Source organism: Agrobacterium sp. CG160-95, assembly GCF_053521725.1.
In genome coordinates, this window is the sequence record NZ_JBNWDU010000003.1 from 593,784 (window position 1) to 606,397 (window position 12,614).

Below are 12,614 nucleotides of genomic sequence, written 5' to 3' on the forward strand. Positions count from 1 at the left end.
CCTAGATATATCGATCCGCCTGCGCAGAACAACCGCTATAACCACCAATGCGGTTGCAAGTTGTCGGTGATGCGGGCAATCGCCAATAGTACCGGAATGATCAACTGGCACTTCTCCCCAGAGCGGACGCTTTTTAGGGGAGATACGATCAAAAATCGTCACGGATTCGATGTGCGATCGGCAAGACACCGGCGATCAGAGTCCAATCGCCGGTGCAAGTTTTTTAAAACAATGCTTTCAGTCTCTCATCAGACGTCAGGCGTGAAAGACGCGCATTTATCAAAACTCTTCCCAGTTATCCGGCGATGTGTTCAGCGCAGCATTGCCGGAGAACGCAGCTTTAATCTTTCCGCCGAGTGCACGCGCAGGAGAAACTGCAGGCCTGTCGGCGGACGAGGCTGCGCGAACCGGTGCGGAGATGTCGCTGTAACCACCTTCTGACAACTTGAACCGAGCGAGCAATTGGTTGAGCGACGAAGCCTCGCGTGCAAGCCCGTGGCTTGCCGCCGTGCTTTCTTCCACCATGGCAGCGTTCTTCTGGGTGTCCTGGTCCATCTGGTTCACAGCCGTATTGATCTGCTGGAGACCAGAGGATTGCTCCTGTGCCGATTCCGCGATCGCCATCACGTGACGGTTGATTTCCTGTACTTCCGTGACGATCAGTTCGAGTGCCTTGCCCGTTTCGCCAACCAGTTGCACACCCTGCTGAACCTGACTGTTCGATGTCGTAATGAGATTCTTGATCTCCTTGGCGGCACCGGCGGAACGCTGTGCCAGTTCGCGAACCTCTTGGGCAACAACCGCAAATCCCTTGCCCGCCTCACCGGCACGGGCAGCTTCCACGCCTGCATTCAGCGCCAGAAGGTTGGTCTGGAAAGCAATCTCGTCGATCACGCCGATAATGTTGGAAATCTCATCAGCGGATGAAGCAATTTGCTCCATTGCCGTGACAGCTTTTTGCACCACTTCTCCCGACTGTTCCGCGCCCACTTTTGCGCGACTGACAAAGTGGCCCGCTTCTTGCGCCCGTTTGGTCGAGTCTTTCACCGTCGTGGTGATCTCTTCCAGTGCAGCAGCTGTCTCCTCGACGGCCGCTGCCTGCTGTTCCGTACGCTTGGCCAGATCGTCGGCTGCGGCCCTGATCTCGTTCGCGCCGGAGTCGATGCCGCGCGCGTTCTGCGCCACCTGGTTCAGAGTCGATTGCAGCTGTTCCGCTGCCCTGTTGAAGTCGCCGCGAATACCGTCAAGGCTGGACACGAACGGCTGAGCGATCCGGTAAGTAACGTCGCCCTGAGCGATCTTCGAAAGGGCAGCAGCAAGGTTGTCGACGGCGAATTGCACGTCGGCAGCTTCTTTCGCCTTCTGTTTCTCGCGCTCTATCCGGTCCTGCTCTGAAGACGACCGATGGTTTTCCGTTTCATTCTCAAGCCGGAGGCGCTCGATGGCGTTCTCGCGAAATGCCTGAACAGCAGCGGCCATCTGGCCGACTTCATCCTTGCGGTCCATACCTTCGATTTCGCTGGCTGTATCGCCTGCCGCCAACGACCCCATCCGCTCACGAAGCCGCGCAATCGGGGTGGTAATGCCACGCGAGGAAATAAGCAGGCCGAGCGCGATCAGTGCCAGGGAAACGAGTGCTATGCTGACCAGAGCGGTCCAGATTGTCGTGTTGGTGCTGGCCGTGAGGCGCTCTCTCCCATCGTTCATCACCTGGATCAGTTGCTCGTTCCCCGCACTGATTTTCGGTGAGACTTCGGTTATTTTTCGAAGGACGTTAAGCGCCATCTGCTGAGCTTCAGCATTTTTTCCCGCCTCCATGAGAGCGATGACCTGATTGCCGATTTCCTCAACCTCGGCAACGCCCTTGAGGATATCACGAGCGGCATCCGTCCGGGCCGGCACCAGCTGCATGATTTTATTCTGCCGTTCTTCCAGTTGCTTCCGGTCGGCCTTGAATGTTTTGACAGCGGCCTCGAAATCACTGCTGGTCGAGTCATTGAGGCTGGCGCGAAGCATCTGCATGCCGAGTGCATTGAGATTGCCGCTGGTTCGGGCGTTCAGCACCGCAGCAAGCGCCTCATTGGCGATGAAATCGCTGTAAACATTGTCGGTATTTTTATACTGCAAGCTGACGTAGCTGATTCCGGAAAGCGACATCAAACTCATCACTGATATGACGAATAAGACCTTTGTTTTTATTTTGGTATTCTTCAGGAAAGACATGAATAGCCTCAGGGCAAGCGCTCCTCCAGCTGTCCGCGCAGGAAGCCAGGGAAACAAACAATGGAACATCGCGGGTAGCTGTGCCCCTCCTCATAGGGCGACAAGCGGATATCCGCTCCGGGCCGCCAAAGGCTGGGCGCGTTGGATCCACTCGTTCTACCAGCCCCGCCGATGAAACTTTGGAACCTGCGTATTTTAGATTTCACAAAATTACTAAATGAAGTGTTACCCGGCATATGCAAACGATGACATGTATGATGCCGTAAACTTACTCGGGCTTTGCTTTTCGACGGGCTGCGCGCTTTCGCGAGCCGGACTCGAAAGAGAAGATTATCCTCGCCGTTTCAGCACTGCTTGATGCTGGCGGCATCGGTATTTTCACGAGGATATCGATAGGGCCGGCGGCTTCCCGCATCGATTTAACCGTCCCGGAGGTCGCGTCACGCGAGGCAATGTCCAGCGTGCGGGCCATGGCTTTGCCCTTATTCTGTTCGATCAGCAGTCACGGTGTATGCATAAACTCACAATTTATTGTGGTTGCCCTTCGGAGCAATTTGGCCTTGTTTGTAGACTCACACTCTTCACGGGAGGGAAATTATGTCGATAAAAACAACAACTCGCGCCACGCTGCTGGTAGGATCGCTTCTGATTGGCGCAAGTTCCGCACTTGCAGAAACAGTTCTTCACCGCGGCAATTCCGGGGAGCCTCAGACGCTAGATCAGGCACAGACCTCGATCAATATCGAAGCCTTTATCCTCAAAGACCTTTATGAAGGTCTCACCATTTACGATGCTGCCGGCAAGATCGTTCCCGGTACGGCGGAAAGCTGGACGCTGTCTGAGGATGGTACCGTCTACACGTTCAAACTGCGTGCAGATGCGAAGTGGTCGGATGGCACTCCGGTAACGGCTGGAGATTTTGTTTTCTCCTATCAGCGCGTCGAAGACCCGAAGACCGCAGCAAAATATGCGAATATTCTCTATCCGATCAAGAACGCCGAGAAGATAAACAAGGGCGAAACTTCGGTTGACCAGCTTGGCGTCAAGGCCGTGGATGACAAGACCCTTGAGATCACACTCGAGCGCTCAACACCGTTCTTCCTTGAACTCCTTGCCCACCAGACAGCTCTGCCGATCTCGAAGGCAAGCTTTGACAAGAACGGAACCAACTTCGTAAAGCCGGGCGTCATGGTCTCGAACGGTGCTTACAAGCTTGAAGCGCATGTTCCCAATGACAGCTTGACGGTGGTCAAGAACACCAACTTCTGGGACGCATCGAACACCAAGATCGATAAGGTCATCTTCTACCCGATCGACGACCAGGCCGCATCCGTTCGTCGTTTCGAAGCCAAGGAAATGGACCTCGCCTACAACTTTTCCGCGGACCAGATCGACCGTCTGCGCAAGGCCTATGGCGAACAGGTTCACGTTTCGCCGACGCTTGCGACCTATTACTATACCTTCGACACGCGTGAAGCGCCGTATAACGATGTCCGCGTCCGTCAAGCCCTGTCCATGGCAGTCGACCGCGATTTCCTCGCCAAGGAAATCTACAGCGGTTCGCAGGTTCCCGCCTACTCCATGGTTCCTCCGGGCATGGACTCCTACGGTGAGCCTGCGAAAGCAGAGTTTGCGACGCTGTCGCAACTCGATCGGGAAGACGAAGCCGTCAAACTCATGAAGGAAGCCGGTTACGGCGAGGGCGGCAAGCCGCTTTCCGTCGAAATTCGCTACAACACAAACCCGAACCATGAGCGCGTTGCCACCGCTATTGCGGATATGTGGAAAAATACCTTTGGCGCCAAAGTGTCACTGGTGAACCTCGACGTCGCCTCGCATTACGGCTACCTGCAGGAAGGCGGCAAGTACAACGTAGCGCGTGCAGGCTGGGTTGCCGACTATGCGGATGCGGAAAACTTCCTCGCCCTTTCGGTATCCTCCAACAAGACCTTCAACTACTCGAAGTTCAATAATGCCGAATATGATGCGCTGATGCAGAAGTCCTATGACGAAAAGGATCCTGCTGCTCGCTCCAAACTGTTGCACGAGGCAGAAACCATCCTCATGAAGGAACAGCCGGTTGCTCCGCTTCTCACACAGGCGGACCTTTGGCTGGTTTCCAACCGCGTGAAGGGTTGGGAAGACAATGCTGCTAACGAACACCTCAGCCGCTTCCTGAGCGTTTCCGAATAAGCAGTGCTGGCACGGTGGCCGAAACCACCGTGCCATGCCGGAGCCTGAAAATCATGATTTCATTTATCCTGCGCCGTTTGGCGAGCGCCGTGCCGACATTGTTCATCGTCGTCACGATTTCGTTTTTCCTGATGCGTTTCGCACCGGGCGGTCCGTTCAACCTCGAGCGGCCCCTGCCCCCGCAAACAATGGAAAACCTGATGAGAACCTATCATCTGGATGAGCCATTGTGGCGCCAGTATCTCATCTATCTCGGCAACGCCGCCACCGGCGATTTCGGTCCGAGCTACATCTACAAGGACAACACCGTCGCCCAGTTGATCGGCAAAGGCCTGCCCTATTCGCTGGAGCTCGGTTGCTATGCTCTTTTGCTGGCGTTGGTCGGCGGCATTCTTGCCGGCACCTTTGCCGCACTCAGGCAGAATAGCACTTTCGATTTCTCCATCATGTCCATCTCGACCATCGGCATCACCGTGCCGAATTTCGTCGTCGCACCTGTCCTCACGCTTATCTTCGCCGTCTTGCTGGGGCTTCTGCCCGCAGGTAGCTGGGGTGATGGGTCGCTACGCTATCTCATTCTTCCGATGATCGCGCTCGCCTTGCCGCAGCTCGCGGTCATCGCGCGTCTGACGCGCGGTGCAATGATCGAGGCTCTGCGCATGGACCATATCCGCACCGCCAGAGCCTATGGCCTCCCGGCTCGCAGCGTCGTGGTGATTCACGCCATGCGCGCGGCGATGCTGCCGGTCGTTTCATATCTTGCGCCTTGCGCCGCAGCGCTGCTGACGGGCTCGGCGGTCATCGAGACGATCTTCACCATTCCCGGTGTCGGCCGCTACTTCGTTCTTGGCGCCATCAATCGTGACTACACGCTGGTCATGGGAACGGTCGTTCTCATCGCCATTTTCGTCATCCTGTTCAATCTCGTGGTCGATATTCTCTACGGCCTGCTCGATCCGAGGGTCAGACATGACTGATATCTCCGGCAATATCGCCCCTCAGCCATCGGTGAAAAGCCGAAGCCTGTTCCAGCTTGCAGCCCTGCGTTTCAGACGAAACAAGGCCGCCATGGCTGGCTCCATCATGCTTGTGCTGATCACACTTTTCTCGTTTATCGGCCCGCATTTCCTTTCACACACCTATGATCAGGTGTTTTCGTCCTACGTCTCCGTCGCGCCAAGCCTCGAGCCGCGCCCGGACGTGAACAACCTCCAGAGCGTCATGGAAGGTGTGGCAGGCCGTGCGCGCGTCGAACTGAAGGAGTTTGCCGTCGAAGGGCAGACCTTCACGGCAACGGTTACCTCCAGCAGCCCGATTGACCCGCGCACGACACGTTATTTCGACCGCGCCAACGAATTCGAAAACACGAAAGTCGTTGCTACGGAAGATGATGGTCGAACGCTGAAGTTGGAAGGCGATGTCAATCGCGAATACTTCTTCTTCGGTACAGATTCAAACGGTCGCGACATGCTGGCTCGCGTAATGCTGGGCGGCCAGATCTCCATTGCCGTCGGCGTTCTCGCCAGCCTCGTTTCGCTCGGCATCGGCGTGCTTTACGGCGCTACGGCGGGTTACATCGGCGGGCGGGTCGACAATGTAATGATGCGTTTCGTCGAGATCCTCTATTCGCTGCCCTTCGTCTTCCTGGTCGTGGTTCTCGTGGTTTTCTTCGGGCGTAGCTTCATCCTGATCTTCCTTGTCATTGGCGCAGTGGAGTGGCTGGATATGGCGCGTATCGTGCGTGGCCAGACGCTTGCCTTGAAACGGCGGGAATTTGTGGCGGCAGCTCAGGCCTTGGGTTTGAGCGACTGGCAGATCATCCGCCGTCACATCATCCCCAACACCATCGGTCCCGTGGTCGTGTTCGTGACGGTCGTTGTCCCGAAGGTCATACTTCTTGAAAGCTTTCTCTCCTTCCTGGGGCTTGGTGTTCAGGCACCACTCACGAGTTGGGGTGCGCTCATTTCCGAAGGCGCCAACAATATTCAGTCGGCCCCGTGGCTGCTGATATTCCCGGCAATCTTCTTCGTGCTGACGCTTTTTTCGCTGAACTTCGTAGGCGACGGATTGCGTGATGCACTCGATCCCAAGGATCGTTGACATGAATACGACATCTGAAAACATTCTCACCGTCCGCAATCTCAAGGTCGATTTCACTACGCCAGACGGCACCGTCAACGCCGTCAAAGGTGTCGATCTCCACGTAAAGCAGGGTGAAACGCTCGCTGTCGTCGGGGAATCCGGCTCTGGCAAAAGCCAGACCATGATGGGCATCATGGGCCTCTTGTCTTCCAACGGCGTCATTCAAGGCTCGGCGCAATATCGTGGACGCGAGTTGGTAGGCTTGCCGGTCAACGAGCTGAACAAAATCCGTGGCGCGAAAATCACCATGATTTTCCAGGAGCCGATGACCTCGCTCGATCCGCTTTACAGGATCGGCGCGCAGATCGCCGAGCCAATCGTCCATCACCGGGGCGGCAGCAAGAAGGAAGCGAGGGCACGCGTTCTCGAACTCCTGAAACTTGTCGGTATTCCGGACCCGGAGCGGCGCATCGACAGCTACCCGCATGAGCTTTCAGGCGGCCAGCGCCAACGCGTCATGATCGCCATGGCGCTGGCAAACGAGCCGGATATTCTGATCGCGGATGAGCCAACCACCGCGCTCGACGTGACAATCCAGGCGCAGATCCTCGATCTTCTGAAGTCGTTGCAGCAGCGCTTCGGCATGGCCGTGGTGCTGATAACGCACGATCTCGGTGTCGTCAGGCATTTTGCCGATCGTGTTGCGGTTATGCGCCGAGGCGAGATCGTTGAAACCGGTCCGACGGAAGAGATCTTCGAGCGCCCGCAGGCGGACTATACGAGGATGCTTCTCGATGCCGAACCCAGCGGCCACAAGCCGCCGGTCGGCAAAGAAGCGCCGGTCGTTCTCGCTGGCCAGAACGTCACGATCGATTATGTGATCCCGGGCGCCTTCCTGTCGAAGTCACGGGCTTTCAGGGCCGTGGACGGCGTTAATGTCAGCCTTCATCAAGGGCAGACCATCGGCATCGTCGGTGAATCCGGATCAGGCAAGTCCACGCTCGGTCGCGCGCTTCTGCGCCTTGTCACTGCAGAGGGCCGCATTTTCTTCGGCAAGACGGAAATCACCGGACTTGGCCGAACGGCAATGAGGCCATTGCGGCGGCAGCTGCAGCTTGTGTTCCAGGATCCGTATGGATCTCTTTCGCCAAGGCAGACTGTTGGAGAGATCATCACTGAGGGTCTCTTTGTGCACGACCCACAGCTCAGCCGCGCGCAGCGCGACGAGCGAGCAATAGAAGCGCTGAAAGAAGTCGGCCTCGATCCCGCCGCCCGCAACCGCTACCCGCACGAGTTTTCAGGCGGGCAACGTCAGCGTATCGCAATTGCCCGCGCGATCATCCTCAAACCAGATGTCGTCATTCTCGATGAACCTACATCGGCGCTGGACCGATCCATTCAAGGACAAGTTATCGACCTCTTGCGTAATTTGCAGAAAACGCACAACCTTTCCTACATCTTCATCAGCCACGACCTCTCTGTCATCAAGGCCATTTCGGATTATGTCATCGTGATGAGAAACGGGAAGATTGTCGAAGAGGGAGAAACGGACGCGATATTCGAGCGGCCGGCGGCTGAATATACCAAAACACTGATCAAATCCGCGTTTTCGGCCGAAGTAACATCATAGATTACAGCCCGGCACTGCCGGGCTTTTTCTGGCGCCGTTACAAAAGATCCGGTTTGTGGAGGAGGTCGTTATTTAGAGGCCATGGCGGCCTTCCTCTCCTGTTCAATCCCGACCATATCGCCACGTAGCAAGCAGGTTCGATGATGTGCGAAAGCTGGTACCCGTCACAGGACTAAGCGACTTCCAAATTCATAACGAAATCCGCGGTTTCATGGGCATGAATGCGGGTAAAACGTATCAGCTCGTCGAAGTGACGTTGCATCTTACGGATGGCTTCAGCGTTGTTGAGCACAAGATACATGGCGCCGACGAAAAGTGCTGCCCGTTGCGAACCGAAGATCGTATAGGGCACGGAAAAGCGTTCTTTTTCATTGAACAGAAACAGCCGGAATGATGGGTATAGCTCGCTGATAAGTCCCGACATATGTTTGAGTTGTTCGGCACGTGTCTCGCGGTCCAAACCGCTCCACATACCGCGCCCCTGCGCAAAAGCTTCCAGCGTTTCGAGCGGCATGCAAACTTCCATGTCGGTACCAGGCTGGCGATTATAATCGAGTCGAAACGCCGTTTCGCTGGCCTGCGCCATCACACTCTGATGCGCGCCCATGGCCTCGAAAGCGATGATCTCGGGTGTGCGAAGCAGATCGGGAATGCGTGCCGGAACATAACGGATTTTGGTGCCTGCAGCTTCCGCATGCCACTTCATCAACAGCGTATCCGTATAATCAGCACCGCCCTCCTCGATCTCGAAACTTGGCCGCAATTCCCCCATCAACCCCTGATCATGGGAAAGACCGAGTAGCCAGTCGAGCGAGACGGAATGTCGCTCGGCGATATTCAGCAGCGTCTCCACACGCGGAAGCCGCGCCGAATCACCGGAAAGCAATTGCGAAAGTGCTGATCGATCAATGCCAATAGCGGCGGCAAAAGACGCCTGGTTGTCTTCTGACCTGTTCACCAGCTGGATCAGGCGGGCACGAAACAATTCTGCGAGCGCGCGTTTGTCCATAATTCACCCGTTTGTTTATAATTATCACCATAATGCTTAAACTGTTATCAAAATCAACAGTTGGTCACCATAAACCCGTTGTGGCTGGCTGAGACTGATGCGACCCTACGGTGACAGGGGCATCAAGAGTATGAAATGACAGACATATTGGCAAAGAAGACGACGCGGCTGACTGGCGTGCGCCGCAGAAGAACGCGTGACCGAATTGAATGGCCAACAGTCTCGCTGTTGGCGGTCTGTTACGGTCTCTGGATTTTCGCGGGATATTTTCTGTATCCGATGTTTCCAATCGTTTCTCTGGTGCTCATGGGCATTGCAGTTGCCCTGCACTCCTCGCTCCAGCACGAGGTTCTACATGGGCACCCCACGCGCAATGCACGACTGAACGAAGCTATGGTCTTTCTGCCGCTCGGGATTTTCTACCCCTATCGCAGTTACAAGCGCACGCATCTGCAACACCATGCAGACGAGCGTCTGACCGACCCATTCGACGATCCGGAAAGCTATTACCGGGCTATGGGCGACTGGCAAAAGATGCCGTCGTTCCTCAAGGTCCTGCTGGGATGGAACAATACGTTCATCGGGCGTCTGGTCATCGGCCCTCCGCTGATGGTTGTTGGTTTCACGATATCCGAATGGCGCAAGATCGCGCAGGGTGATCGGAGGGTGATCTATGCCTGGACCCTGCATCTGGCCGGACTTGTTCCGACACTGCTGGTCATATCCCTGATTTTCGGCGTTCCAATCTGGCTCTATGTTAGTGTGGCGGCCTATCTGGGCATATCCATCATTGCCATTCGCTCCTATTGCGAACATCAATGGTCCGAACAGCCGGATGGGAGAACGATCATTGTTGAAAACTCCATCCTGGCTCCACTGTTTCTCTATAACAACCTGCATTTCGTGCATCACAAAATGCCGACAGCCGCCTGGTATAAATTGCCCTCCCTCTACAGCGAGAGGCGGGCGGAGTGGCAGAAGATGAATGACGGATATGTGTTCAGCAATTATTTCGAGGTGTTCCGCGCTTTCGCCTTCAAGGCCAAGGAACCGGTAGCGCATCCTGTCTTGCGACGGGACGAGCAAGTTTTAATCGCGTCACCCGTCGTGCCTGCCGCTCTGATTTTTTCTGACAATGCGATGCAGGAACAAGACGTGAGACTGGAAATTCCATCGTGACATGGATCGCGGCACTGCCAATGTATGACTGGCCCGAACTGCGCAATGAGACGGACAGGCTGTGGGCCGATATGCGCACCCGTTTTTTAGCAGAGGGTATCGACGCTCCCAAAGGCCTCACCAGACGCAACGGCGATATGCCGGCGGTTCCGGGAGGTATTCGTGGAAAGGACGGCGCCATCATTGCCGCAGACCCTGCCACGCTCGATCCCGATGCATTGGATCTTGCGGTGCTCTGGCGGCATCCGGCTCTGCTGATATCCGGCACCTGCTGGGGCCCAATGGAGTTTGGCCTGCAGGATCATGTGCAGGTGATTGGACAGAGCGATTATAATGGCATCAAGGGTGGTGCAGGCGAGTTCTATTCCAGCGCCATCATTGCCCGCATAGCAGACGGTGGAGAGGGTGCTGAACCTTCGAAAACCGGTGAGGCCGCTTTGCCGAAAGGATTTCTTAGCGGGAAAATACTGGCATTCAACGAGCACAAGTCATTATCCGGCTATCTCAGCTTGAAACGCGATCTGGAAGCAGAAGGCGCGGGCCTCGATCTGTTTGAAAATTGTCTCGAAACCGGTGCGCACCGCGCTTCCGTCATCGCAGTGGCCGAGGGCCGGGCGGACATTGCCGCGATCGACTGCAAATCCTGGATGCTTGCGCAACGGCATGAACCGGCCGCCCGGAGCCTTCACGTTATCGGCTGGACTGCACGGCGCAAAGGCCTGCCCTTCATCCGCGCCAAGGGTATCGATCTGCCTTTCACCATGTAAGGCACGAGCCTTACGGCTTTCAATCACATATCCGGTGGCGAGAAATCACGCAGGAGCAGCCTTGCCTTTTCCATGTCCGCAGACAGGGGCCGGTCATCCGAATAGGGCTGGAGGTGCTCGCGAAGCAGATTGTAGACCGCATTTGTTCCGGCTGCCCGCCCGGCAACATTTTCCAGGAAATCATGGGCCTGCACCCCGGCCATCCATTCGATGGCCAGAATATATTCTGCATTGTCGAGAACCGCGAGCAGCTTGTTGGCGGCTGCCGTGGGATGAGAGAGGAAATCCTCCTGTAATCCCGATGTCAGCCCTCCATCTGTGGAGGCAGGCGCGGAAAGACGTCTGCTATCGCCGACAAGGGCTACGGCCGTATATTGCGCGATCATGAAACCTGAATGGCTTCCGGCATCGGTCGCCAGAAATGGCGGCAGACCACTCACCAGAGGATTGACCAGCCTGTCGATACGGCGCTCGCTCATGGACGCAATCTGTGCAATGGCGATGGCGAGACTGTCTGCCGCCTGCCCCAATGCCGGGGCAACGGCATGGGCCTCCGACGAGACGACGGGCTGCTCGGGCGTGCCAAGGATCGCGGGATTGTCGGTGACGGAGGCGAGCTCTCGGTCAACGATGGAGGCGCAGGCATCGAAGATGTCGCGTGCAGCACCATGCGCATGCGGCACGGCACGCAGGCTTAGCGCGTCCTGTGTCCGCCTGCCATGAGCGGCGGCAACCAGCCCACTGCCTTCAAGCCGGGATCGCAGAGCGGCCCCGACGGCCGCGATTCCCGTCGAGGGACGCAGCGCGAGAACCGTCTCGTCAAAAGCGTCGATCTGGCAGCCTGCTGCTTCAAGCGTCAGCGCCGCTATGGCATCGGCCCAATCTAGCAGGTGATTGGCCCGCGCGAGTGCCATGCAGGAAAGACCGGTCGCACAGGCTGTACCATTGACGAGGCTCAGCCCTTCCTTGGCACCCAGCACGATGGGTTGAAGTCCCATTGCCGCCAGGGCATCTCGTCCACTCATAACGCGCCCGCCGAGCCGGGCCTGGCCCTCTCCGATCAGAACAAGCGCAACATGCGCGTTGTGCACCAGATAGCCCGCCGATCCGCGGGACGGCACGTCGGGAATACAATCCTGTTCCAGAAACGTCGACAGATGCGAGACGATCTCGCGTCGGACACCGGAGTGCCCATGGGCGAAATTGGCGATCTGCGCCGCCATGATTGCCCGAACTTCGCGAGGATCCAACAACGGGCCGACACCGCAGGCATGGCTGAGAATAATGGAGCGCGACAGCCGACCCTGCGCGGTGCGATCCACCACAGTGTCCGACAGTGCACCGACCCCGGTATTGATGCCATAGGCACGCACACCGCTTTCGACGATGCTGTCAACGATCTGGCTCGCCCGGTCAATCCGCAGATAGGCCGCGTCTGACACACGCAGTGCCTCGCCCTTGCCGATATGGGCCACATCGCGCCAACTCAATCCATCATCCAGTAGAACAGTCATGACGTTTTCCTATGATG

At 56.6% G+C, this 12,614-nt stretch carries 9 protein-coding genes; 6 read left to right on the forward strand and 3 right to left on the reverse strand.

The annotated features are described in order from the left end of the window. Positions 1-279 precede the first annotated feature (279 nt). Positions 280-2,223: a methyl-accepting chemotaxis protein gene (locus tag ACQZ63_RS14045; RefSeq protein WP_038494799.1), complete on the reverse strand. Its 1,944-nt coding sequence runs from the start codon at positions 2,221-2,223 to the stop codon at positions 280-282. 597 nt (positions 2,224-2,820) lie between these two features. Between ACQZ63_RS14045 and ACQZ63_RS14050 the strand changes: the two genes are divergently transcribed. The 4 genes from ACQZ63_RS14050 to ACQZ63_RS14065 are packed head-to-tail and all read left to right on the forward strand — an operon-like array spanning position 2,821 to position 8,128. After that, positions 2,821-4,416 carry a peptide ABC transporter substrate-binding protein gene (locus ACQZ63_RS14050; RefSeq protein WP_003518320.1) on the forward strand — a complete coding sequence of 532 codons (1,596 nt, stop codon included), beginning with the start codon at positions 2,821-2,823 and terminating at the stop codon, positions 4,414-4,416. A gap of 53 nt (positions 4,417-4,469) precedes the next feature. Further along, the gene (gene oppB, locus ACQZ63_RS14055) at positions 4,470-5,393 is read left to right on the forward strand and encodes an oligopeptide ABC transporter permease OppB (protein ID WP_003518321.1); all 924 of its coding nucleotides are present in this window, start codon (positions 4,470-4,472) and stop codon (positions 5,391-5,393) included. Further along, positions 5,386-6,516, forward strand: coding sequence for an ABC transporter permease (locus ACQZ63_RS14060; protein ID WP_003518322.1), 1,131 nt, complete (start codon positions 5,386-5,388; stop codon positions 6,514-6,516). Before oppB ends, ACQZ63_RS14060 begins: the two co-directional genes overlap by 8 nt. A gap of 1 nt (position 6,517) precedes the next feature. Beyond that, positions 6,518-8,128, forward strand: a complete 1,611-nt coding sequence (locus tag ACQZ63_RS14065; protein WP_038494790.1) for an ABC transporter ATP-binding protein — start codon at positions 6,518-6,520, stop codon at positions 8,126-8,128. 172 nt (positions 8,129-8,300) lie between these two features. On the opposite strand, the gene ACQZ63_RS14070 is transcribed toward ACQZ63_RS14065, so the two are convergent. After that, a complete protein-coding gene (locus tag ACQZ63_RS14070) occupies positions 8,301-9,137 on the reverse strand; it encodes a helix-turn-helix domain-containing protein (RefSeq protein ID WP_003518324.1) in 837 nt (278 codons plus the stop codon). A 135-nt stretch (positions 9,138-9,272) separates the two neighbouring features. Between ACQZ63_RS14070 and ACQZ63_RS14075 the strand changes: the two genes are divergently transcribed. After that, on the forward strand, positions 9,273-10,316 hold the full coding sequence (locus ACQZ63_RS14075; RefSeq protein ID WP_448799285.1) for a fatty acid desaturase: 1,044 nt from the start codon (positions 9,273-9,275) through the stop codon (positions 10,314-10,316). 20 nt (positions 10,317-10,336) lie between these two features. Beyond that, a complete protein-coding gene (locus ACQZ63_RS14080) occupies positions 10,337-11,083 on the forward strand; it encodes a phosphate/phosphite/phosphonate ABC transporter substrate-binding protein (protein WP_035252707.1) in 747 nt (248 codons plus the stop codon). Between the two features lie 23 nt (positions 11,084-11,106). Here ACQZ63_RS14080 and ACQZ63_RS14085 read toward each other — a convergent pair whose 3' ends face one another. After that, positions 11,107-12,597 (reverse strand): HAL/PAL/TAL family ammonia-lyase, encoded by a 1,491-nt coding sequence (locus ACQZ63_RS14085; protein WP_448799286.1) that lies wholly within the window; start codon positions 12,595-12,597, stop codon positions 11,107-11,109. Positions 12,598-12,614: the final 17 nt, after the last annotated feature.